The sequence below is a fragment of the Bacillus sp. JJ1533 genome, assembly GCF_036965045.1.
Lineage (GTDB): Bacteria > Bacillota > Bacilli > Bacillales > Bacillaceae_L > Ferdinandcohnia.
Genome location: NZ_JBALOV010000004.1, coordinates 1 through 24,829 on the forward strand (window position 1 = coordinate 1; position 24,829 = coordinate 24,829).

Below are 24,829 nucleotides of genomic sequence, written 5' to 3' on the forward strand. Positions count from 1 at the left end.
AGTATTGATTGCTCAATAATTTGTTACTTAGAATTAAAACGTTGACGCTTGTATTGTGTTCAGTTTTCAAAGAACCTTTTGACTCGCCTCTCAGAAGCGACTTTATTAATATATCATGGTGACTTATTAATGTCAATACTATTTTTAAAAAGTTTTACCGGCTTATTTCTGTCTTTCAGCGGCGAAATCTAATATAACACGGGGACCAATTATCCGTCAACACTAAACGTAAATATTTTATTAAAATAATAAAAACCCCTTCGATATTCAAAAGGAGTTCAACGTTACTACTTATTAACACTGTATGTTCTATGAAAAATTCCTTTTCCTTTTGTTTCAAGTTTTTCTACATTTATAAAATGTTTATCTACAAGAAATTCGAGATATACCTCTAGATCGACTGAATATACTTTAAGCTCAGGTAGCTCCATCATCTCACCGAATGTCCAAGATTCCGTTTTTTGTGATAGAACATTTAGGATATGGGTGGCTCCTCGTTTTGCTCTTGAATGTATGAGGAATTCACTTGCAAGAAAAAGAAGCTCTAGGCGTTTTTCAAGTGATTCTTCACTTTCTAAAAGTTCTATATACAATTTATAAATTTGTGGATCAATTTGTTTCACTTGGTTCCAAACAGTTATTTCAGGATGAAAACCATTTTCGATAATAGCTAACCTTGCAAGATGATGAAGTGCATGGATGACATAATTATAGGCGTCAAGATATTGGTTTGCATTAAAAAATGCCTTTCCATCATGGTACCGACGAATGAGCTTTGCAAATTCGATACCCATTTTAATTTGTCGTTCCTCTGCCGGAAATTCATGCAGCTCGTTCCGCAAGTCAGTAATGTATTCATTTCGATCAAATAGGACCTTGCCATTTACGATCCAGTCTACGATTTTGCGATTAGAGCCAAATAAAAGCCATTCTTTTAATTGGTTTTCTTGCACTGTATACAAAGTTGCTTTGTTTTTATTGTAGTTATAATGTTTAATAAACACATTTTTCTCTGCCTCTTTTACAATTACGAGTAAGGCTAGGTCAAAGTAATCTGGATGTGTTAAAGCATCCTTCCCCTTCTCGATGAGAATAACTCCCAGGGTGTTAGGTTGGCTTGCTCTTTCTTGGTAAAGAGGTCGAAGTAAATCCTCCATTTTGATTTCCTCCATTCAAATCCGTTGCTAATATATTTCGACGCACAAAAATAAAACCCTGCACATTTTATGCAGAATCTATTTTTTATTTTTATCTTTCTTTTTTATATTGTATAGTATATAAAGGAGGTTGTTTTAATTATGGGTGTAAAATATTCTAGTAAAATTAATAAAATTCGTTCTTTTGCGCTTGCTTTAATATTTGCTGGTTTTATTGTCATGTACGGTGGCATTTTCTTCAAAGATAATGTAATTGTCATGACAATCTTTATGATTCTTGGTCTCCTTTGTATTTTAGCAAGTACCGTAGTATATTTCTGGATTGGATTGCTGTCGACTCGAACCATACAGGTTGTCTGTCCTTCTTGTGAAAAACCAACTAAAATGCTAGGCCGAGTAGATGTGTGTATGTATTGCAAGGAACCATTAACGCTTGACCCAGAGCTTGAGGGTAAAGACTTTGATGAGAAATACAATAGTAAAAAATACAACAAAGTAGAAAAAAGCTGACAGGATAACCTGTTCAGCTTTTTTAGTGTGCTGCTTTCTTTTGACAATCTTGACAGGAACCGTAAATCTCCATTCTATGATGACTAACTTTAAAGCCAGTTACATGTGCAGCCAGTGCTTCTACTTCATCTAATCCTGGGTAATGGAAGTCCACAATTTTACCACACTCTTCACAAATCACGTGATAATGCTGTGTTGTGATAAAATCAAAACGGCTTGATGAATCCCCGTAAGGCAATTCCTTCACTAAGCCAACTTCACGGAAAACACGAAGATTATTATATACGGTTGCGACACTCATATTTGGAAACTTTCCTTCAAGTGCTTTATAGATATCGTCTGCAGTCGGGTGACTCATTGAATTAATTAAATATTCTAATATCGCATGACGTTGCGGAGTGATTCTGACCCCGGTTTCTTTCAACGTATCAAGCGCCTCTTTCAAAAGATTTTCTGACACCGCCATGCACCTCTTTTCTAGTAAACATTATTACTTTATAATCCTTATAATTAGTGTATATTGCTTACACCACTTTTGTCAACATATCTACCATTACTATATGACTAATCCCATTAAAATACGCTTATTTTTCTGGATATTTCATTGATGGAGCGTCGGTTCACTTTGACCATGCTTCTGATTGACATAGCGAGCAGCGACAAACAGAAAATCAGAAAGGCGGTTTAGGTATGAGTTTACTAGCGGATTAACATCTTCCCCTACAGCTACAGCATTTCTTTCAGCTCTTCTCACAATCGTTCTCGCAACATGAAAGGCAGCCCCCGCTTGGCTACCACCTGGTAAAACAAAGTTTGTTAGCGGAGGATTCTCAGCGTCCCATTTGTCGATTGTTTCTTCTAATAAAGTAATATCTTCTTGAGAAACCTTCCATTTAACATCCTTGCCTGCTGGTGTAGCTAATTCTGCCCCGACGTGAAACAAAGTTGTTTGAACCTTTTTAAAAATGTCCTCAAGCTCTTTTTTTCCTTCGAATTGAAAGTCATGTAGGTGACTTAAGCCTAATCCAATCATGGAGTTCGCTTCATCACATGTTCCGTATGCTTCTACACGCAAATCTGTTTTTGACACCCGCTGCCCATATACTAATGAAGTCGTCCCTTTATCGCCTGTTTTTGTATAAATTTTCATCTTAATACCCCCGGTTTAGGTCTATTTTATTGATAAATCCACTGCCACCCTGCTTAAATATATGTAGATTTTTTTCAAAAATTTCGAAGGACCTTGGCTGATAAAATTTCGATTTACTTGAAATATGAGGAGTCACTGTCACATTCTCAAGTGTCCAAAATGGATGGTCACTTGGAAGTGGTTCCTGTTCAAATACATCCAATACCGCATGGGAAATCTTCTTTGATTTTATGGCTCGTAGTATAACTTCTTCTTTTACTAAATCACCACGACCAATATTGATGAACACAGCTTCCTTTTTCATTACATCAAAATGGGTATCGTCAAGGATATATTTTGTTTCGTTCGTACTTGGCAGAACCGAAACAAGATAGTCGGCATTTTCACAAATATAATTAAGCCCATCAAATTGGACCATTTCATCGATAAACTCATGCTTCGTACCACTGCGATTTAAACCAATTGTTTTCATGTTAAAAGCCTTTGCCAATCGGGCAATTTCACCGCCGATCGCACCAACACCTAAGACTCCGATTGTTTTTCCATGGAGCTCGCCAACTGGAAAATGGGTGAGTCGATCCCAGCTTTTATGAGCTTGTTGTTCAACGATTTTCATGTTTTTCTTTGTGACATGCAGCATCATTGATAAGGTGTATTCGGCCATCGGGATTTTATGAATACCTCTTACGTTTGTAACGAGGATTCCTTTTTCCTGAATCGCTTGAAATGGCATTAGCTCAAGTCCTGCTGAGATTACCATAATCCATTTTAAATTGGTGGCGATTTTTATATGTTCTGGGGTTAGGTCCTCCCCGTATGTAAGTAAAATGTCGGCGCTCTGTATGTGGGGTAAAGCTTCTTCAATATCCTGACAATAGATAAATTCTTCATCCGGAAACGCCTTTTTCATGTTATCTGTAACTTCTTCGATTGGAATAAACGTTGATAAGATTCGCATTATTACGCCTCCTTATTTACTATAGTATCAAGATTGTTAACAAGGTGGAAGCAAAAAAAAGGTGCGAGATTTCTCTCGCACAAAATACTAACATCTGAGGAGGTATGCCCTACACTTATAAGATACGTCCGTTATATCGAAAACGTATGGACGTTTGACACTGTCTGTTAAAAATAGGCTTCTTAGTTAATCAGTCCATTTAAAGTATTTCAACCCGATGATTGTGGATACAACTAAAATTCCCAGTAAGATTCCGATGTCAAATAGTGCATCTGTTGTGAAAAGTGTTCCGTTCCAGCCATCCCTTAGGACATTAACGACATATGTGAGTGGCATAATAGCAGCAATCTTTTGAAGAACCTCTGGATATGTTTCTAAAGGAATGGTTGCTCCGGATAAAAACATCATTGGGTACATGGCAATCATCGCAATCCCTAATGCCGTTTGCATTCGCTTTGTTACACTTGAAACGATAAAGCCAATTGAGAAAAACGTAACCGCACTAAAGGTTAAGGCTACAAAAAACTCAAACGGATGCGCTGTTAATGCTGAATCAAATCCGAACTTCGCAATGAATAAAATTTCAATTGCGCCAACGTAAATCGCGATAAAGCCTTTTAAAATCGTTGCCGTAAAAATCGCATTTTGATTGATAGGTGTACCTTTTAATCGTTTATAGACTCCTTTTTCACGATCAATCACGATTTGAAGACCCATTGAGAAAAATGCCGTTGTGAAAATAATGATTGCGATCATACTTGGTATATAGGCTTGAAAATAATTGAGACCATCATATGAGTTTGATTCAAACATTAAACCAAACACGATAAAACTGACGGCTGGGACAATAAAGGTAAACAATAAAGCGATGGCCTCGCGAAAAAATAATTTTAATTCCATCTGTGTATGAGTAAGAATTGATTGCATTTGTTTTTCCTCCCTTAATGTGAAACAGCATATTTTAAATAAACATCTTCCATCGTTCCTGCGCCTTGCAGGTAAGAATCGATTAAATTCTGCGGTTGGTCACAAGCTACACATTTCCCTTCTTTAATCATTGCGATTCGGTCACAATGCCTTTGTGCTTCGTCCATATAATGTGTGGATAAAAGGATCGTTTTTCCTTCTTCACGATAGCGGTTGATGCAGGCCCAAAGGTCACGTCGTGCTTGTGGATCTAATCCGGTCGTCGGTTCATCGAGAAAAATAATCTCAGGATCGTTTACCAGTGCTAACGCTAAGGATGTGCGCTGCTGCCAACCACCTGATAGATTCTTCACATATTTATTGAGATATGGTTTAAGACCAAGTGTTTCAATGATTTCCTCTAAGTCCCGTTTTTTATCGTAATATGAGCTAAATAGTTTCAAAGCTTCCTTAACTTTGATGCGGTCGTAAAGGGCTGTTTGTTGAAGCTGAATTCCAATTTTTTGCTTAATTTCATTTGGTGCTTCTTCTACAATCATGCCTAGAACGTTTACAGTTCCTGAATCTGGTTTACGAATACCCATCATGATCTCTAGAGCAGTTGATTTTCCCGCTCCATTTGCACCAATGATTCCAAGCACCTCTCCTTTTTTGACTTGTAAAGTGATGCCATCTACCGCTTTAATATCTCCATAGCTTTTTGATATATTTGTAAGTTCAATCACGTTCATCTTAAGGTCCTCCTTTTTAATTCGCTTTGCTTTGTTATCCTTATCATAGACAGCGAACCTTAACTCAACCTTAAGTGAGTCTTATATCTTTCTTAAGATTGAAAAAAGGTATAGCCGCAGCTATACCTGTTAAAGTGGAAGTTCGATTATAAAGTTGGTTTTCCCTCGGGCTGGTGAAGTATCAACACGGATGGTTCCTTCATGAAGTTCGACGATTTTCTTGGTGATGGCGAGACCAAGACCTGAGCCTCCGTCATTCATTCTGCTTTTGTCCCCTCTTACAAACGGATCAAATAGGGTGTGTGCGATATCTTCACGAATGCCAACACCATTGTCACCCACTTCGATAAAAATATTATTGTCTGTTCGAGTTAATCGCAGGTAAATTTCAGTGTTTTCAGGATTGTATTTATTCGTATTTTGAAGAAGATTGGATATCCCTCGATTTAGTAGTTTGGGATCGAATCGGACCATCATTTTTTCATCGGGAATATCGATATCAAGCTCCATTTCCTTTTCTTCAAATAAATCAAAATGCTCAACAATAACCCCTCTGAAGAACTCACAAATGTCTTTTAGCTCCGTCCGGATTGGGACATCAGGGCTATCTAATTTAGAGAACATGAACAGCTCATCAATTAAAGAGGTTACCCGGATGGATTTGTCGTATATATATTTTAAATATCTTTTCGTTTGGGCTTCGTCCGTCACTACACCTTCACAGAGCGCTCTGGAATATCCTTGAATTGTAGTGATAGGCGTTTTTAAATCGTGAGAAATGTCTGCGAGCATTTGCTTTTTGCTTTCTTCCAATCTCGTCATTTCTCTATTTTTCTGCTCTAATTCTTCGGCCGTTTTCCTTAAGTCTTCACTCATTTCCTTATACTTGATGGACCCTCTTATAATAAAAGGAAGGATGCTTCCACCGAATATCGGTGGACCTAGATTTAGAACACCGTAATATTCTCCGGTAAGGGCAACTTGATATATTAGGATTAAGCCAAAAAATGTGAACAGACCGCACACAATATACAGCCATTGAATCGGGAGTCGCACGATCTGGTACACAGGAATGAAGATCATATAAATATACATTGGATCATACATAAACCCAAATACTAGAATAATTGAAACTTGGACAAGAACAAATGTACGAATATGCTGAGGGCTCCAGTACGCTTGCCGGTGTGCAGCAACAAATACCGCTAGTATCAACAAGCCAATTAGTAATTTTTCCTGTGATTCTTGAAATAAAAAAAAGAGCGGAAAGATCAGGTTCGCTATGTATAAAAACGGGATAATCCCCTCTTTTTCAGGAAATATCCGATAGAGCATTTTTTTCATTATTCTCTTCCTCATATGTTTCTATTTTTGGTCGACAAATTTATAGCCTAATCCTCTAATCGTTTTTATATAAATTGGTTTTTTCGGATTTTCCTCGAGCTTTTCTCGTAGCTTTGAGATATGGACATTGATCGTGTTGTCCTCCTCGCCACCCATGTAGTAATCATTCCATGCTTTTTCAAAGATTTGTTGTTTTGTATACACCCTTCCAGGTGAACTCATTAACAATTCAAGTATGCGATATTCGATTTTTGTGAGTGTGATGGTGGCGTTACCTTTCATCACGGAATAGGTGCTTTCATCTAAGATGAGGTTACCCACTTTAATTTGTAGGTTTTCATGTGGGGCTTCCGGCTCCTGCTTGTAGCTATAACTTCTTCTAAGTTGAGCCTGAACCCTTGCGATTACTTCTAGCGGATTAAATGGCTTTGGAATGAAGTCGTCTGCTCCAAGTCCGAGCCCAAGTATTTTATCGTTATCTTCATTCTTAGCAGAAATGATAATGATTGGGATATGCAGGTCCTGTCTCACTTGTTTAATAAGTTGATAACCATTAACGTATGGCATCATTAGGTCAACCAGCATCAGATCGATGCTTTCTTTTTGAATAAGTTGTAATGCCTCAAGACCGTCAAAGGCTTCTAGAATTCTATAATTCTCTTTTTCCAAATAAAGACTCAGCAGCTCAACAATATCCGGCTGGTCATCCACAATTAAAATCGTACGACTCATCAGCGCGTCCCCTTCCAAACAATTCCATTTTGTTTTTAGTATAACAAAATCAATGGGTTCCCGCGTGATTTTTTTTAGGCGATGATAGTTTGGGACGTGATTAGGCTATCTTTTACTTTTGCTTTGACTGGAAGATCCTGCGTGAGTTGCATGCTCTAGCTTTTATCGGGCTAGCATGCACTGCGATATACTTGTTGCGGTACATGCTTGGGTTGTTTTCGTTCAAGCTAGTAACGCAAAACTCTTCTTGACGTACACTCTCCTCGGTTTTTCACCCTAGGTTTGTAACGCAAGATGCTCCTTGACGTACATGCTCCTCGGTTTTTCGACCCAGCTTGTACCGCTAGACGCTCCTTGACGTACATGCTCCTCGGTTTTTTGCCTTAGCTTGTACCACTAGATTTTTATCGCGTGACATTTGGATAATCCTGTAAATACTAATGTGATAAAAATACTTTATGTCAACACTTTTGGAATCTACTGTAAAAACCCACACTTCTCCCCCCATCCCCAATCAAACAAAAAAGCCGCCCAGTTCATCAGTTTTCACTGACTGTCTGAACAGCTTTCATATGCCACCTTATTTTAATTCAGTTAAGATTTCTTCGATTTTAGCAAGCTCAGATTGTAAGCCGCCACCGCTTAGGTACCAGAGTACGCCATCTAAATACACAATTTTTTTGTTTTGATACGCTTTTGTTTTTTGGATGATTTTATTTTCCATATCTTTATCGATATTGGATTCGCCGCCTACCGCTGCAGTACGGTCGATTACAAATAATACTTCTGGATCAAGTTCAAGAATAGCTTCAAATCCAAAGTTTGATCCGTGAGAAGAAGCTGTAATGTCTTCTGTTACTGGCTTAAAGCCGTAATTATCATAAATGTAGGCAAAGCGTGAGTTTGTGGAAAAGCCTGATAGTTTTCCTTCATTGTACATGGTCACTAAAGAAGTTTCATAGTTAGCTGATAATGCCTTTACTTCTTCTAAAGCTGAATCGATTTTAGCTTTGTATTCTTTTGCTTCTGCTTCTTTGTCAAACATTTTTGCGGCTACATCTACAGAAGCTAGGAATGTGTTCCAATAGTTATTCTGGTCTGTACCCACAAATACAACAGGTGCGATTTCTCGTAAGTCCTCATAGTATGGTGCTTGTCGACCAGAAATGAAAATAACGTCTGGGCCAATTTCTGCAATATCCTCAAGTAATGGTTCTTTTAAGGTTCCCACATTCACATAATCATCGCCTGCATACTCTTCTAGGTTTTCTGGTAAGCTTGAATCCTGTGGTACCCCTACCACACCTTCAACACCGAGCGCATCTAATGTATCTAGGAATCCATAATCAAAAACCACCATTTTTTCTGGCATAGATTCAAAAGTAACATCTTCAAAGTTAACCGTACCTGCTTCTTCACTTTCAGCTGATGTGGTTGTCGGAGAAACCGTCATTGGGTATTGCCCTGCTTCGAATGTTGCTTGTTCTCCAGCTACACTATCCTTTGTTTTTTCCTTTGTCGCCTCATCGTCATTCCCGCATGCGGTCAATGTTAACGTAAGGGCTAAAGCTGCACTTGCTAATTTCCACATTTTCATATAAGTCCTCTCCTTTTAAAAAGGTATGTATTTTAAAAATATAATGAGAATCATTATCATTGATAACAATTCTCATTATAGAGTCAGAACGAACTTCCGTCAATACAAAATGAACAAAATTTTTTTATTTATTTTAGGATGTGCTAACAGACACATTTGAATCCTTCTCGGTAGTATCATGTATCATTCCAATAAACTTTATAAAAAAACCTAGAGACTTTATCCTCTAGGTCTTATGCGTGTGAATTAAAGTAGACGCAAATGCGACAACCGTTTTGTTCCTGGATTGGAATATCCATATCGTAGATTTCACGTAAAGCATCAGAATTAATAATTTCATGGGTTGGCCCATTTTTAACAAGTTTGCCGTCTTTCAATGCGACAATTCGATCTGAATACACAGAGGCGAAATTAATATCATGCAAGACAATCACAACCGTTTTGCCAAGCTCATCGACAAGCTTGCGCAAAATCTTCATAATTTGGACCGAGTGCTTCATATCTAAGTTGTTTAGTGGCTCGTCAAGCAACACATAGTCTGTATCCTGTGCAATAACCATTGCAATAAAGGCACGTTGTCTTTGTCCACCTGATAATTCATCTAAATAATGATCCTCGATATCTGTTAAATTCATATATTCAAGAGCCTGGTTAATGAATTTCTCATCCTCATCTGTCAGGCGTCCCTTTGAATATGGATAACGCCCAAACGCGACAAGCTCACGAATGGTTAAACGGACATTTAAATAGTTGGATTGCTTTAAAATGGAAACGCGCTTTGCAAACTCAGATGATTTCCACTTTTTCACATTGTTTTTATCAAGCAAAACTTCCCCAGTATCAGCATCTAATAATCGACTTACCATAGACAGAAGCGTGGATTTACCTGCACCGTTCGGTCCGATAAACGACGTAATCGTCCCCGGCTCAATATTGATAGACACATCTTCGACAACAGGTTTTTTTCCAAAATACTTCGATAATCCTTTGATTTCAATCATCATGCTGACCTACTTTCTTTTAATAGTAAGAAGATGAAGTAAATACCACCGATAAAGTTAATGATGACACTTAATGTGGTACGTAATTCAAAAATATGTTCAACAAGGAACTGACCACCAACAAGGGCGATAATACTCATTAAGCTTGCCCCGAGAATTAAAATCGAGTGTTTATATGTGGTTAAGAATTGATACGCTAGGTTCGCGACAATTAAACCGAAAAATGTAATTGGACCAACTAAGGCAGTTGATGTCGCTATCAACACAGATGATAGAATGAGAATATTCATTACCATCCGGTCATAATTGACACCGAGATTCATCGCATTTTCACGGCCAAGTGACATGACATCTAACTTATCCAAGATGAAATAGCCGTAAATAAAAGCAAGAAGTAATATACCAATTGCTATATATAAAAGCTCAGCTTTTACGTTTGTAAAGGTTGCAAATAACCGACTTTGTAGACTTAAATATTCAACTGGGTCAATCATCACCTGTAAAAATGTGACGAGACTTCCTAATAGAGTTCCGATAATCATCCCGATTAAGAGAAGTAAAAAGATCGGATGTTTGTCGGACCGGAATAAGAAACGATATAAGATAAGTGCGAATAATACCATTGCGATAATGGCTGCACCAAAGTTTAAATACTTATTAATTACCCAAATTGACAGTGAACCTGCAAAGAAATAGATTAACGTTTGAACGACCTCATACATTGAGTCTAGACCCATCATCGATGGCGTTAATATCCGGTTTTGTGTAATTGTTTGGAACACAACGGTCGAATACGAAATCGCAATTCCAGTTACAATCATGGCCGTAACGCGGGTCATCCGTTTTGGGAAGGCATAATCAAAGCCACCTTTTAAATCATAAAATCCATATAGCAAAATGCATATAATTGCAACGACAGCTAATAGAATTAATTTTCGACTATTTCGCATATGCTCTCCCCCTAAATAACATGATTAAGAAGATCGCACTGCCAATAACCGCAACCGTTACATTGACCGGAATCTCGTAAGGATGGACAATGACTCTACCTAAAATATCACAGATTAATAGGAACACTACACCTAATGCCGCTGTATGAGGAATCGTCTTTCGTAAATTATCCCCTAAATAAAGCGATACAATATTCGGTACAATTAATCCTAAAAATGGAATGACTCCAACCGTCAACACAACTGTTGTTGAAATAATAGCAACTAGGACAAGGCCAATATTTAGAACAACTTTATAGCTTAAGCCAAGGTTCTTCGCAAAGTCCTCACCCATTCCAGCAACTGTAAATTTATTTGCAAAAATATACGCCAAAATAACAGCCGGAATTGCTACATATAAAAGCTCATAACGACCTGCAATCACCAAAGTGAAGCTTCCCATTAACCAAGATGAAATGTTTTGGATTAAGTCTGCTTCATAGGCAAAAAATGTCGCGATGGAAGACAAGATATTTCCGTACATAATCCCGATTAAGGGAACGAAAATGGCATCCTTAAATTTAATTTTATCTAGAATTTGCATAAAAATGAGTGTACCCACTAATGCAAACGCAAAGCTAAATATAATCTGTTGTGTATAGGTTACATTTGTAAAGAACAGCATTGAAAGCAAGATCCCTAGCTTTGCTGCATCTAATGTGCCAGCCGTTGTTGGGGATACGAATTTATTTCTACTTAAGCTTTGCATAATTAATCCTGCAATACTCATCCCTGCCCCCGCTAATATGATCGCCATTAATCGAGGAACCCGACTAATCAGGAATATCTGTGTTTCATCTGATTCCCAATCCAGTAAATCCATCGGTGTTATATTAATAGCGCCAATAAATAGCGAAACAAAGGAGAGAATAATGCCAGCGATTATTAACATCCATAGTCTCATTAGTAAATCCTCATAACATGTATTTTCTTAGCAGATAAATGAAAACGATTATCATTACTAATAACTTCATTATAAGTAAAGAATATTATAAAATCAACCTACAAATAGGAATACGAGTGGTTTCATACTCACCACCCGTATCCATTCCAAACGCTATTCTCATATGTCTTCTAGCGATACCCGGGTGTGGTTTCCAACTTTTAATTCACAAATTCTTCATAATTAAAAGAGGTTTTCTTTTATGTAAGTAAGAGCCTCTTCAACATGCCCTTTAACGGACACTTTGCGCCATTCTTTCACGAGATTTCCTTCTTTATCAATAATGAAGGTGGATCGCTCAATCCCCATGTATTCCTTACCAAAGTTTTTCTTCAACTTCCAGACTCCATACTTCTCAGCTACTTCATGCTCTTCATCGACTAGTAATAAAAATGGAAGATCATATTTATCTATGAATTTTTTGTGACGATCGAGTGAATCCGTGCTCACACCAAGTATCACAGTATCAAGCCCGCTAAAGCTTTCGTGTGCGTCTCTGAAATCACAAGCCTCTGTCGTGCATCCTGGTGTCATATCCTTTGGGTAAAAATAAAGTACGACATTCTTCCCTTTAAAATCTGCTAATGAAACGGTTTCCCCGTTGCTTGCTGTTGCAGTAAATTCAGGTGCCTTTTTCCCAATATCAATTGTCATAGTGTGTACCTCCTGTTTTTTGCCTAATCAAATGCGCCTTGGCGTATTTGCGCCCAGTTATATTTCGAGGTTGCTCGAAAAACTTCCTCTAAAAAAACTGTGGCATCCGCCGGAGGCATTAAGTTTATTCAGAATTACCGAATGAACTTAATATAAGGTTACATAATTTCGAATCGATATACAAATATACTGGATTTGTTCCTATTAGAATTAGTGCTAAAATAGAAATGTTGAGTTAAAAGCTAGGAGGATTATATGAAATGAATCATTCAAAATCAGAAGAATTATATAGTGAAGCACTGGAGCATATCGTTGGCGGTGTAAACAGTCCATCACGTTCATACAAAGCAGTTGGCGGTGGTGCACCAGTGGCGATGGAACGTGGGAAAGGTGCCTATTTTTGGGATGTAGACGGAAATAAATACATAGATTATCTAGCAGCATACGGTCCTATCATTACCGGCCATGCTCACCCACATATTACCGAGGCGATTACAAAGGCTGCGGAAACCGGTGTGTTGTACGGAACTCCAACACCACATGAAGTGAAGTTTGCGAAAATGCTGAAGGAAGCCATGCCAGGAATGGACAAAGTTCGTTTTGTGAACTCAGGAACGGAAGCAGTGATGACGACGATTCGCGTTGCACGTGCTTATACAAACAGAACAAAAATCATTAAATTTGCTGGCTGTTATCACGGGCATTCTGACCTTGTACTTGTGGCAGCTGGATCAGGTCCATCCACACTTGGTACTCCAGATTCTGCCGGTGTTCCAAAGAGCATTGCACAAGAGGTGATCACCGTTCCATTCAATGATATTGAGCCTTTTAAAGAGGCACTTGCAAAATGGGGTTCTGAAATTGCGGGTGTTCTTGTTGAACCAATCGTCGGTAACTTCGGTATCGTAGAACCGAAGGAAGGCTTTTTAGAGCAAGTACTTGAGCTTTCTCATGAAGCTGGTGCGCTTGTTATATTTGATGAAGTGATTACGGCCTTCCGCTTTATGTATGGTGGCGCTCAAAATCTATTAGGAATTACACCTGATTTAACCGCACTTGGAAAAATCATTGGGGGCGGACTTCCAATTGGAGCATACGGCGGGAAAAAGGAAATTATGGAACAGGTTGCTCCACTTGGCCCTGCTTATCAAGCTGGAACGATGGCCGGAAATCCTGCTTCAATGCTTTCTGGAATCGCATGCCTCGAGATCCTTCAAGAAGAGGGCTTATATGAAAAATTAGACCAACTTGGTGCAATGCTTGAAGAAGGAATTCTAAAGCATGCGAATGCCTACAATGTGCCAATTACCATTAATCGCTTAAAGGGTGCTTTAACTGTTTTCTTTACGGAGGAAAAAGTTGAAAACTATGAGCAGGCTGAGAATACGGACGGAGAAATGTTCGGCCGCTTCTTTAAATTGATGCTAAGCCAGGGGATTAATCTTGCCCCATCCAAATATGAAGCATGGTTCCTCACCATTGCTCATACCGAAGAAGATATTGTGGAGACATTAAAAGCTGTTGAATATGCATTTAAAAATTTATAATGAGTTGAGAGAACCTGCCGTAGCGGCAGGTTTTTTTGTACATTGCGATGTAGTGGCAGTATTTTTCGGAAAATGGCAGTATTTCATTTCACTACTATCCTCCAGGGTCCAAGCGATGCTGATTTCATCCTTTTACTAGGACATGTTTCCCTTGCTATACGCATAAAATCATTGTATGATACAGTATTGGTTTTAGATTATGGAAAAAAGCTAATATAAGAGGATGTTTAAACACAAACTTTTAGGAAACAGCTTTTTATAGAAAGGATTCGAAACAATGAAATTTGGTGCCCGCATGCTAAAAACGGGAATTGCCATTACCCTTGCTTTAATGTTAGCAAAGCTTTTACAATTGCCATCGCCAGTCTTTGCCGGGATTGCAGCTGTTTTTGCAATTCAACCTTCGATCTACCGCTCGTATTTAACGGTGATTGAGCAAGTTCAGGCAAACTTGATTGGGGCGTTCTTTGCCATACTTTTTGGAATGTATTTTGGTAATAATGCATTTATTATTGGACTAACCGTCGTTCTGGTTATTGCAATTAACCTAAGGTTTAAGATGGAAAAAACAATCTCTGTTGCAATCGTAACTGTTATCGCCATCATGGAAAGTCCAAGTGAACAGTTCTTCGAATTTGCAAGCCTGCGATTTCTCGCAATTTTATTAGGGATTTTATCGGCATTTGTAGTCAATCTTGTTTTTCTCCCACCTAAATATGAGAAAAAACTATATGACGCCATCGTTGAGCAATGTGAGGAAATCTTTAAGTGGGTGCGCGTGAGTACAAGACATGCTTCTGAGTACAATACATTGAAGGACGATATAGATAAAATAAAAGAAAACATCATTCACATTGACCAATTATTCCTCCTCTACAAAGAGGAACGAAATTACTTTAAAAAGGTAGAATATGAAAAGTCCAGAAAGCTTGTTTTGTTCCGACAGATGATTGTGTGTACGAACCGAGCCCTGGACACACTGAAACGATTGCACAGGCATGAAAATGAGATTCAAGAATTACCGATTCGCTTCCAGCAATTTTTCATAAAGGAAATAGATGATCTCATCCATCTTCATGAGCAGATTTTATTAAAGTTTGTTGGGAAGGTAAATGATCAAGCGCCTAAGGAATTAAAGCAGGACTTTGAATTTGACCGCAAAAAAGTCATTGATACCTTATTTAACCAACAACAACTAATGGATGAGGAAAATGAAGAAACCTGGTATCACCTGATGACACTAGTATCGGCGATCTTTGAGTACTCGGAACAGCTCGAGAGATTAGATACTTTGGTAGAAAGCTTTCAAAACTTCCATAACGAAGTGATTGTGGAGGAAGCAAATAAAGAGTAAAACAGCTAACACAGGTTAGCTGTTTTTTATTGTTTCATTTTGGGGTCAAGTGCGTCTCGCAATCCATCCCCCATTAAATTAAATCCAAGCACGGTCAGCATGATGGCAATCCCCGGAAAAATCATCGTCCACGGAGCCTGTGTTAGGTAATTCTTTGAATCAGCTAGCATTTTACCCCATTCAGGATTTGGCGGCTGTGCGCCCATTCCTAGAAAACCAAGTGCAGCCGCTTCAATAATCGCTGTCGCAATGGCCAATGATGCCTGAACGATAATCGGTGCCATACTATTGGGCAAAATATGATGAAATAAAATTCTCCGGTCCTTCATCCCAACAGCCTTTGCCGCCGTTATATATTCTTCTTCTTTTACACTTAACACCCTCGATCGAATCAATCTTCCGAAGTTTGGAACATTGATGATGGCAATCGCAATCAACGCATTGCGCAGTGAAGGTCCAAGAATCGCAACAATGGCTAGTGCTAGTAAAATACTTGGGAAGGCTAATAAAATATCAAATATACGACTAATTAAGTTGTCTACCCATCGGCCGTAATATCCCGCAAGTATACCAAGCAAACTTCCAACGATTGCAGACCCCATTACAGCAAAGAAGCCCACCCTCAATGAAATTCTAGCCCCATAGATAATTCTTGATAAGATGTCCCTTCCAAAGTCATCGGTTCCAAGCCAATGATCACCTGATGGCGGCTGAAGCCGATTTGCAAGATTTTTTTCATCAATTCCTTGAGGAGCGATGAGCGGTGCAAAAATGGCTAGTATGATAAAAAAGAAAACAATGCAGGTCCCGATAAGGGCTAGTTTATTTTTTCGAAAGCTGCGCCACGCTTCCTTCCATGGTGACACAGCCCCATCACTTTTATTCAAGGTTACATCACTTTGTACTAACTCGGCCATCGAATCCCCCTCCCTTTTTAACGATATTTAATGCGCGGATCAATAACCGCATATAGTAGGTCTACGATTAAGTTAATAAAAACAAAGAAGGTGGCAACTACTAAAATTCCTGACTGAATCACAGGATAGTCGCGGTAATTGATGGCTTCATATATATAACGTCCAATCCCTGGCCAGCCAAAAATAGTTTCCGTCAGAATGGCTCCCCCAAGCAGTAAACCGGTTTGTAAACCGATGACCGTTAAAACAGGGATTACGGCATTTTTCAAGGAGTGCTTGTACACGACCCAAAACATTTTGACTCCCTTTGCACGTGCAGTTCGCACAAAGTCTGAACGCATCACTTCAAGCATGCTCGAACGAGTAATCCGAGCGATTATTGCCATTGGAATGGTTGCTAGCGCGATACTTGGGAGTACTAAATGCTTTAAAACGGTTACAAATTGGTCAGTTCTCCCGTTTAGTAATGTATCGATTAAATAGAGGCTTGTGACCGAATCAACAGGGTCCCTTACGTTTTCTCTGCCGGTTGTTGGCAGTAAATCGAGCTGCAATGCAAACGCCCATTGCTCCATTAATCCCAACCAAAATATGGGCATCGATACCCCGATTAAGGCAAGGATCATTGCAATATAATCAAACCAAGAATTTTGAAACCATGCACTTATGATACCTGCGTTAACTCCTATTACAATTGCAATAATCATGGCTACAATCGTTAACTCGATTGTTGCTGCAAGATAGGGCCATATCTCTTCACTTATGGGCGTCTTCGTCCGTATCGATTCTCCTAAATCTCCGGTTAATAGTCCCTTGATATACTCGAAATATTGGATGTACAATGGTTGGTCAAGACCAAGCTTTGTGGTGAGGGCCGCAATTGACTCCGCGGTAGCACGCTGGCCAAGCATAATTTGGGCCGGATTCCCCGGGATAAGATGAATAATCGAAAAAACAACGAGGGTCATGCCGATCAGTACAGGAATGACCATTCCGATTCTTCGCAGCGTATATGTGAACAAGGTAATCACCTCTTTTAAATTAGACGTTAAAGGGGAGCAACAAAACTCCCCCTTAACAAATCTCAAATTCTATTCGAACTCCACCTTCGTTAAAATATCCGAACCAGTTGGGTGTGGCAGTAACCCTTTAAGATTTTTCTTACCTGCCAACAATGGTGTTGAGTGAACAAGTGGTGCCCATGGTGAATCCTCATGGATGATTTCCTGTGCCTTTTTATATAGTTCATTACGTTGTTCTTGATCAGGAATGGTTTGGGCTTCAATTAAAATATCGTGAAGCTCATCATTGCTGTAAAATGAATAGTTATTGCTGCCAATGCTGTCTTTATCTAATAACGTATAGATAAAGTTATCTGGGTCCCCATTGTCCCCTGTCCAACCTAGCATATAAGCATCGAACTCACCTTTGGCGGCTTGCTCTAAATACGTTCCCCAGTCAACCGATTTAATTTCTGCTTTTACGCCAATTTCTGCAAAACTGGATTGAATGACTTCTGCTACCTTCATTCCATCCGGCATATAAGGTCGTGGTACTGGCATGGCCCAAAGTTCCATTTCAAATCCATCCGGATAGCCTGCTTCCACCAATAATTCCTTTGCTTTTTCTAAATCATATGGATAGGGTTCAATCTCATCATTGTAGCCTTCTAATGCTGGTGGAAGCGGATTTTTTGCTGGTTCTGCAAGTCCGCCATAAAACGCCTCAATAATTCCTTCTTTATCAATGGCATGGTGAAGTGCTTGACGAACAAGTTTATTATCAAATGGTGGTCTATTAACAGTAAAACCTAAGTATCCAACGTTCATAGAAGGACGCTCAAACGTTTGCAAATCCGGATTGCCTTGAATTTGTTCAAGGTCAGATGGGTTCACTCCATCCATTAAATCGATTTCCCCTGCAAGCAAGGCATTTAAGCGTGCTGAGTTTTCTGGGATAGATCGAAAAATAACCTTCTCTAGCTTCGGATAGCCTTCCATCCAATAATCAGGATTCTTTTCTAACGTAATTCTGTCATTTTCTTTCCATTCCACAAATTTGAATGGACCCGTTCCTACTGGGTTCTTCATGAAATTATCACCATGCTCCTCAAGCGCAGCCGGGCTTGCAATACCAAATGGAGACATGGCCAAGTTCTTTAAGAATGGTGCTTGTGGACGATTTAATGTAAATTTCACCGTATAGTCGTCTTCGGCTACAACTTCTTTAATCACATGACCTTCATCGCCTTTAAATCCGCCAAACATCGTGTAGTAAGGGAATTGCTCTGCATCTCCATTCATCCACCGCTCGAAGTTCTTAACAACTGCTTCGGCATTAAAATCGGTGCCATCATGGAATTTTACACCTTCACGCAGCTTTAACGTATATTCAAGACCATCATCAGAGGGTGTCCAATCAGTTGCAAGTCCTGGTTGTAAAGTTGTATCTTGCTCTCCATAGTTAATTAACGTTTCAAAGATATTCACCGTGACTTTGAAGGTTTCCCCTTCTGTTGTTGTAATCGGGTCTAAAGAGACAGAGTCCCCTCCACGCCCGAATACAAGTTCCGTTTGGACTTCGGCTGATGGTATTTCTCCCGTTGGCTTCTCTCCCTTATTCGGACTTTCATTTCCTTTTTCACTTCCTCCACTGCAGCCAACTAATGCTGTTGAGACTAGGAGTAGGAATAGAAATGAGAGTAATACGCCTTTCCTCTTAAACAAAGAAATTCCCCCTTAAAAGCATTATTTTTTTATCATGAATGTTGCGAGTCATTCAAAAACTGAACCTCCATTAATAGAGATGACAGGCAACAAAATGACCTTCTTCTACTTCCTTAAACTCTGGGCGTGTCGTTTTGCAAATCTCCATGCAGCTCCGACATCTAGTATGGAACGCACATCCTGCAGGTGGGTTGGAGGGGCTTGGGATCTCTCCGGTAATTCCAGCTGTCTCGTTTTTATAATCAGGGTCTGGAATCGGCACCGCTTCTAGCAGTGCTTCTGTGTATGGATGAAGAGGCTTGTTATAGAGCTTCTCACTATCGGTCAATTCTATGATTCTTCCTAAATACATGACACCCACTCTATCACTTATATGCCGCACTACCCCTAAATCATGTGCAATAAAAATATAGGTCAAGCCATATTTCTTTTGTAAATCTTCCATGAGGTTTAGCACCTGTGACTTAATAGATACATCAAGTGCAGATACAGGCTCGTCTGCAATAATTAAGGATGGATTCGTCATTAATGCCTTTGCAATACCAATACGTTGACGCTGACCTCCACTAAATTGATGCGGATATCGTTTCGCATGATAACTACTTAACCCTACGACCTCTAGCATTTCTTGTACCCTGCGTTTTCTTTCCTTTTTATCGCCAATCCCATGAACAATCAAGGGTTCCTCTAGTATTTGTTCGACTGTATGCCTCGGATTAAGGGATGCATATGGATCCTGAAAGATGATTTGCATGTCACGCCTTAGCTTTCTCATCTCAAGTTTTGATAGATTTGTAACATCCTTCTCATTAAATAGAACCTGGCCTTCCGTTGGTTCCAACAGCCGTAAAATCAGTCTTCCAGTTGTAGACTTTCCACATCCACTTTCCCCAACGATTCCAAGTGTTTCGCCCTTTTTCACAAAAAAGGAAAGTCCATCAACCGCCTTTACATCTCCTATCTTTTTTCCAAACACGCCACCCTTAATCGGAAAATACTTCTTTAAATTATGGACTTGTAGTAAAGGCTGTGTCATGATTGGTTTCCTCCCCTTTGGTTTGTAAAAAGCAGCGAACACGATGCCCCTTTTTATCAACATCGTAAAGCTCAGGATTTTCTGAGAAGCATCGTTCATACGCATACTCACAGCGTTCTGCAAACCGACATCCTTGTGTAATCGAACCTGGCCTTGGTACATTCCCAGGAATTGAATAAAGCCGCTCATTTTTATTGCGGATGTCGGGTACTGATTTTAATAGTCCTTTTGTATAGGGATGCTTTGGATGTTTAAAAATGGACGAGACTTTCCCTTCTTCCACAATCTTTCCGGCATACATGACAACGACTCTTTCACAAATTTGCGCAACGACGCCTAAATCATGCGTGATTAACATAATGGCCGTAGTCATTTCGACGTTCAATTCTTTCATCAGCTTTAAAATTTGGGATTGGATTGTTACATCCAAGGCAGTTGTCGGCTCATCTGCAATTAATAGTTTTGGGTTGCAGGCCATTGCCATCGCAATCATCACTCGCTGGCGCATGCCTCCTGAGAGTTGATGAGGATAGTCAAGTATTAATTCTTCTGCACGTGGGAGACCCACCCGTTTCATGATTTCAATCGCTCTTGCACGGGACTTTTTCTTATCCCATTTCAAATGAATTTTGATCCCCTCTATCATTTGATCACCAATCGTAAAAAGGGGATTAAGAGATGTCATCGGCTCCTGAAAAATCATCGCAATGTCATTGCCTCTAATTTGACGCATCTGTTTCTCAGTGAAATGAACGAGATTATCTCCATTAAACAGAATCTCACCGTCCACAATTTTTCCGTGAGGAGAAGGAACTAGTCCCATTATCGATAATGATGTGACGCTCTTTCCGCATCCTGATTCTCCGACTACTCCTAAGATTTCACCTTCGTTTATATGTAAAGTAATATCGTCAACTGCTGGTATTTCCCCTTCATCCGTAAAGAAGGAGGTACGTAGACCTTTTACCTCAATTATTTTTTCACCCATCACTTACACCTGCCTTTACAAGAAGTTTTATTAAAAAGTTGTCTTAATTATTACCTCAATGTAAAAAAAGGGTTCGAGTTTCGAATGAAATCTTCCGCTATTATCCGACATCATTTCCCTGGAAATAACAAATAACGCCTGAGAGGCGTAAGTGCTGTCGAATCGAAGGATAAAAAAAAGACACGGAAATTTGCTTCCGTGTCTTTTAATCATCTAGTTGTTGTACCTGGAACAGGTCGTAATAATGTCCTTGTTTGCTCATTAATTCTGCATGTGTTCCGATTTCGACAATTTCCCCATGTTCGATGAGGACAATTTTATCTGCATGTGTAATGGTAGATAATCGGTGCGCAACAATGAAGGTCGTTCGATTTTTTGCAAGTTCCTCTAATGATTCCTGAATGAGGTGTTCACTTTCAAGGTCCAATGCTGAAGTCGCTTCATCCCAAATCAATAATGGTGGATTTTTTAAGAATACACGTGCAATCGCAATTCTTTGTTTTTGACCACCTGATAGTTTGACGCCTCTTTCCCCTACTTTTGTATCATAGCCGTGTGGTAGATTTTCGATGAACTCATGAGCATTCGCTGCTTTGGCTGCTTCAATGATTTCTTCATCCGTCGCCCCTGGTTTTCCTAATAGAATATTATGTTTAACCGATTCACTGAATAAGAAGGTATCTTGATGAACCATCCCGATTTTGTCACGAAGGCTCCTTACTTTATAGGAGCGTATATCCGTCCCATCTAATAGAATCCTTCCATCTGTCACATCATAAAACCTTGGAATCAAGCTAACGAGTGTCGATTTTCCGCCACCGCTCATTCCAACTAAGGCAACGGTTTCCCCGCTTTTAATATCTAAATTAATATTCTTCAATACGATTTGATCATCGTCATCATCCCCATAGGAGAAGGAGACATTATCAAAGTTCATATTTCCGGATACATACTTCAACTCAACCGCATTGGGACCATCTACAATATCATATTTTTCATCAATAAATTCAAAGACACGGTCCATTGACGCAAGTGCCTGTGTTAATGTTGTCGATGAATTCACCAGTCGTCTTAACGGATTATAAAGTCGATCTATATAGGCAACAAACGCAACTAGCGTACCGACTGTTAAATCCCCTTGAATGACCTGATACCCGGCATACCCGATCACTAGGAGTGGCGCGATATCGGTAATTGTATTTACAACTGCAAAGGTTTTTGCATTCCAGCTCGTATGGTCCAATGCCTTTTGCAGAAAATTGCTGTTTTGCTTATCAAACAGCTTTTGTTCATGGTCTTCAATTGCAAAGCTTCGAATTACAGGTATCCCTTGAACCCGTTCATGAAGATATCCTTGTACCTCCGCCAACGCCTGAGAGCGAGAGCGTGTCAGATGGCGCAATCTCCCATAAAAATACTTAATCGAAAATCCATAGAGTGGGAATAAAATGATGGACACGATTGTTAATGGAACATCTAGTGTCAGCATAATGCCAATCGCGATAAAAATGGTGAACAGATCGAGCCACAGGTTCATCAATCCGGTGATAACAAAGGTTTTCGTTTGTTCCACATCATGAATAACCCTAGATATCACTTCACCCGCTCTCGTGTTGGCATAATACCGAAGACTTAGTTTTTGAATATGATCAAACAGCTGATCCCGGATATCATAAAGAATCTTGCTGCCAACCCATTGTGCATAATATTGACGATAGTACTCAACAGGTGGTCGCAGGACAAGGAAAATGAATAACATGATTCCCATTGCGAGAAAAAGCTTTGATAGTTTTTCATCCTGCGTTATCTCTGCTGCGATAACATCATCCAGTACGTATTTCAGCAATAATGGTGTGAGCATCGGTATGGAAAATTTGATAATGCCAATGATGATCGTAATCAATATTTGAAACCGGTACGGCTTCACGAATTTCATATAACGTCTAGTACTCCCCAAACCTCTGACCTTCCTTCAAGTTGTAGTGCTAAAAATGTTGAAAACCTGTTGCTAGTTTCAACAGGTTTTGAGTAAACGATTAACTTCGATAGGTTAAATAGCGCTCGTACCACATATCAATAAAGTCTGGTGCGAAAGGACCCTTTCGTCCACGTATCCATTGGATGAGCTTGTCTACATTGTTTTTTAAAATCTTATCGATTACATCTGGATAATTCATTTCGCGACGGTGTTTTTCGTACTCATCCTCATCTAATAAAATGAATGTCATATCCGGGAATACTTTAATATCCAAATCATAATCAATATATTTCAATGCTTCATCATCGGAAATAAAAGGTGAACTGATATTACAATAATAATACACTCCGTCCTCACGAATCATTCCGATAATATTAAACCAATGGCGCGCATGAAAATAACATATAGCCGGTTCACGTGTAATCCAAGTACGACCGTCGGATTCTGTCACGGTTGTGCGATCATTGCCTCCAATGACAAGGCTTTGTGTACCTTTTAGCACTCTCGTTTCTTCCCAAACACGGTGAATATGGCCATTATGTTTATAACTATGGATTTGTATTTTGTCTCCTTCCATGGGAATACCCATTCTCTCTCCCTACTTTCACTTTGGACAGCTTTGTCTTATACATTTCATTTTTTATAGATGCAAGTCGTTTTTTGTAAATGCGAAAACTATCATATCTAAAGTATAAAAACAAAGAAAAACCTTTTTCTATTATTATAACGGTTCATCTAGCTTTTTAAAACAAAAGAGCCATCGGAAATTTTCGATGACTCTTTTTATTGTAATCAAATACGCCTTGGCGTATTTGTGCCCAGATTTTTTAGGGCCACACGAGGTGGGTCACAAAGACGAAGACATCAGGACGTGGCGTTCTTAGTCTTTGAACTAACGCTCGAAAAGTTCCTTTGAAAATCGCATGTCTTCGCCGGAGGCGTGAATTTATTCAGTTAGGTTATATTCCTAACTGAATAAATTCACACGGGTTGGTGCATTTTTTCCTGATAGGAACGGATCACTTCTTCTGTTTGCTTTTGGAATAAAACATGAATTTGCTCAAGTTCTTCCTGCATACGCTTAATCTCTTCTTGTATCGTTTCGAGCTCAGTCTCTTTTTGAAGTTCTAAAATTTGTGTTTCAAGTTCCTGGCATCTTTCAATTTCGGATTGAATGAAAAGGAGCTTGTCCATCGTTTTTAATTGTTCACCAACAAGGTCATTAAAATTGCTCATCTTGATATCCTCCTATTGTCTATGAACCTTCATTATCTTTATATCCTATTAGTTCTGTAAATAGACCCAATTTCCTTTGTCTTTGTATGTAGAGAAATAGGAGGTTTTGTCGTATAAAAAGGGAAATATTTCAGTTGGTTTATGAATGACTTTACTGCATTGAGCTCGCCCCCGAATGTCCTTCATGCCAACTACAAGTTTTCCGCACAAGCAAAAAACACTTCCAGCAAATGCTTGGAAGTGTTTTTGTGTTAAGTATTTTAAAACCGTGTTTATATTAGCCTTGGCCTTTGTTAGACTGTGACTGTTGGTTTTGGCGTCTTACTTCTTGAGCGTTTGTTTCGCTAGCAAACT

The 24,829-nt window shown here is 39.2% G+C and carries 25 protein-coding genes; 3 read left to right on the forward strand and 22 right to left on the reverse strand.

Annotation, left to right across the window (positions count from 1 at the left end; genetic code table 11):
* Window positions 1-287 precede the first annotated feature (287 nt).
* Entirely contained in the window at window positions 288-1,157 is an 870-nt protein-coding gene (locus tag V7138_RS01825) for a nucleotidyltransferase-like protein (RefSeq protein WP_335393722.1), read from the reverse strand.
* Between the two features lie 141 nt (window positions 1,158-1,298).
* On the opposite strand from V7138_RS01825, the gene V7138_RS01830 reads away from it, so the two are divergent.
* On the forward strand, window positions 1,299-1,667 hold the full coding sequence (locus tag V7138_RS01830) for a YgzB family protein (protein WP_335393724.1): 369 nt from the start codon (window positions 1,299-1,301) through the stop codon (window positions 1,665-1,667).
* Window positions 1,668-1,689: 22 nt separating this feature from the next.
* Here V7138_RS01830 and perR read toward each other — a convergent pair whose 3' ends face one another.
* From perR to bcp, 12 genes are all read right to left on the reverse strand, one after another.
* Window positions 1,690-2,133 carry a peroxide-responsive transcriptional repressor PerR gene (gene perR, locus V7138_RS01835; RefSeq protein WP_335367539.1) on the reverse strand — a complete coding sequence of 148 codons (444 nt, stop codon included), beginning with the start codon at window positions 2,131-2,133 and terminating at the stop codon, window positions 1,690-1,692.
* Window positions 2,134-2,268: 135 nt separating this feature from the next.
* Entirely contained in the window at window positions 2,269-2,817 is a 549-nt protein-coding gene (locus V7138_RS01840; protein WP_335393725.1) for a cob(I)yrinic acid a,c-diamide adenosyltransferase, read from the reverse strand.
* Between the two features lies 1 nt (window position 2,818).
* The gene (locus V7138_RS01845; RefSeq protein ID WP_335393728.1) at window positions 2,819-3,775 is read right to left on the reverse strand and encodes a D-2-hydroxyacid dehydrogenase; all 957 of its coding nucleotides are present in this window, start codon (window positions 3,773-3,775) and stop codon (window positions 2,819-2,821) included.
* Window positions 3,776-3,961: 186 nt separating this feature from the next.
* On the reverse strand, window positions 3,962-4,702 hold the full coding sequence (locus V7138_RS01850; RefSeq protein WP_335393730.1) for an ABC transporter permease: 741 nt from the start codon (window positions 4,700-4,702) through the stop codon (window positions 3,962-3,964).
* 14 nt (window positions 4,703-4,716) lie between these two features.
* Entirely contained in the window at window positions 4,717-5,433 is a 717-nt protein-coding gene (locus V7138_RS01855; RefSeq protein WP_335393732.1) for an ABC transporter ATP-binding protein, read from the reverse strand.
* 129 nt (window positions 5,434-5,562) lie between these two features.
* Window positions 5,563-6,777, reverse strand: a complete 1,215-nt coding sequence (locus V7138_RS01860) for a sensor histidine kinase (protein ID WP_335393734.1) — start codon at window positions 6,775-6,777, stop codon at window positions 5,563-5,565.
* A 21-nt stretch (window positions 6,778-6,798) separates the two neighbouring features.
* Entirely contained in the window at window positions 6,799-7,509 is a 711-nt protein-coding gene (locus V7138_RS01865; protein WP_335393736.1) for a response regulator transcription factor, read from the reverse strand.
* Window positions 7,510-8,089: 580 nt separating this feature from the next.
* A complete protein-coding gene (locus V7138_RS01870; protein WP_335393738.1) occupies window positions 8,090-9,106 on the reverse strand; it encodes a siderophore ABC transporter substrate-binding protein in 1,017 nt (338 codons plus the stop codon).
* Window positions 9,107-9,339: 233 nt separating this feature from the next.
* A complete protein-coding gene (locus V7138_RS01875; protein ID WP_335393740.1) occupies window positions 9,340-10,107 on the reverse strand; it encodes an iron ABC transporter ATP-binding protein in 768 nt (255 codons plus the stop codon).
* The gene (locus V7138_RS01880) at window positions 10,107-11,057 is read right to left on the reverse strand and encodes an iron chelate uptake ABC transporter family permease subunit (protein ID WP_335393742.1); all 951 of its coding nucleotides are present in this window, start codon (window positions 11,055-11,057) and stop codon (window positions 10,107-10,109) included. Before V7138_RS01880 ends, V7138_RS01875 begins: the two co-directional genes overlap by 1 nt.
* Window positions 11,047-12,000: an ABC transporter permease gene (locus V7138_RS01885; protein WP_335393744.1), complete on the reverse strand. Its 954-nt coding sequence runs from the start codon at window positions 11,998-12,000 to the stop codon at window positions 11,047-11,049. The genes V7138_RS01880 and V7138_RS01885 overlap by 11 nt, the downstream gene beginning before the upstream one ends.
* 222 nt (window positions 12,001-12,222) lie before the next feature.
* Window positions 12,223-12,693 carry a thioredoxin-dependent thiol peroxidase gene (gene bcp / locus V7138_RS01890; RefSeq protein ID WP_335393745.1) on the reverse strand — a complete coding sequence of 157 codons (471 nt, stop codon included), beginning with the start codon at window positions 12,691-12,693 and terminating at the stop codon, window positions 12,223-12,225.
* Window positions 12,694-12,953: 260 nt separating this feature from the next.
* On the opposite strand from bcp, the gene V7138_RS01895 reads away from it, so the two are divergent.
* Window positions 12,954-14,240 carry a glutamate-1-semialdehyde 2,1-aminomutase gene (locus V7138_RS01895; RefSeq protein ID WP_335393747.1) on the forward strand — a complete coding sequence of 429 codons (1,287 nt, stop codon included), beginning with the start codon at window positions 12,954-12,956 and terminating at the stop codon, window positions 14,238-14,240.
* A gap of 277 nt (window positions 14,241-14,517) precedes the next feature.
* The gene (locus tag V7138_RS01900) at window positions 14,518-15,594 is read left to right on the forward strand and encodes an FUSC family protein (RefSeq protein WP_335393749.1); all 1,077 of its coding nucleotides are present in this window, start codon (window positions 14,518-14,520) and stop codon (window positions 15,592-15,594) included.
* Window positions 15,595-15,620: 26 nt separating this feature from the next.
* Here V7138_RS01900 and nikC read toward each other — a convergent pair whose 3' ends face one another.
* From nikC to V7138_RS01945, 9 genes are all read right to left on the reverse strand, one after another.
* Window positions 15,621-16,511, reverse strand: coding sequence for a nickel transporter permease (gene nikC / locus V7138_RS01905; protein WP_335393751.1), 891 nt, complete (start codon window positions 16,509-16,511; stop codon window positions 15,621-15,623).
* Between the two features lie 17 nt (window positions 16,512-16,528).
* Window positions 16,529-17,533, reverse strand: a complete 1,005-nt coding sequence (locus tag V7138_RS01910) for an ABC transporter permease (RefSeq protein WP_335393752.1) — start codon at window positions 17,531-17,533, stop codon at window positions 16,529-16,531.
* 69 nt (window positions 17,534-17,602) lie between these two features.
* Window positions 17,603-19,237: an ABC transporter substrate-binding protein gene (locus V7138_RS01915; protein ID WP_335393753.1), complete on the reverse strand. Its 1,635-nt coding sequence runs from the start codon at window positions 19,235-19,237 to the stop codon at window positions 17,603-17,605.
* Window positions 19,238-19,307: 70 nt separating this feature from the next.
* Window positions 19,308-20,273 carry an ABC transporter ATP-binding protein gene (locus tag V7138_RS01920; RefSeq protein ID WP_335393754.1) on the reverse strand — a complete coding sequence of 322 codons (966 nt, stop codon included), beginning with the start codon at window positions 20,271-20,273 and terminating at the stop codon, window positions 19,308-19,310.
* On the reverse strand, window positions 20,245-21,261 hold the full coding sequence (locus tag V7138_RS01925; RefSeq protein WP_335393755.1) for an ABC transporter ATP-binding protein: 1,017 nt from the start codon (window positions 21,259-21,261) through the stop codon (window positions 20,245-20,247). The genes V7138_RS01920 and V7138_RS01925 overlap by 29 nt, the downstream gene beginning before the upstream one ends.
* A 205-nt stretch (window positions 21,262-21,466) precedes the next feature.
* Window positions 21,467-23,218: an ABC transporter ATP-binding protein gene (locus tag V7138_RS01930; RefSeq protein ID WP_335393756.1), complete on the reverse strand. Its 1,752-nt coding sequence runs from the start codon at window positions 23,216-23,218 to the stop codon at window positions 21,467-21,469.
* Window positions 23,219-23,297: 79 nt separating this feature from the next.
* The gene (ntdP, locus tag V7138_RS01935) at window positions 23,298-23,828 is read right to left on the reverse strand and encodes a nucleoside tri-diphosphate phosphatase (protein ID WP_335393757.1); all 531 of its coding nucleotides are present in this window, start codon (window positions 23,826-23,828) and stop codon (window positions 23,298-23,300) included.
* 392 nt (window positions 23,829-24,220) lie between these two features.
* Window positions 24,221-24,475 (reverse strand): YgaB family protein, encoded by a 255-nt coding sequence (locus V7138_RS01940; protein WP_335393759.1) that lies wholly within the window; start codon window positions 24,473-24,475, stop codon window positions 24,221-24,223.
* Between the two features lie 277 nt (window positions 24,476-24,752).
* Window positions 24,753-24,829 (reverse strand): gamma-type small acid-soluble spore protein (locus tag V7138_RS01945; RefSeq protein ID WP_335394025.1); only part of this gene is annotated, 77 nt, incomplete at its 5' end.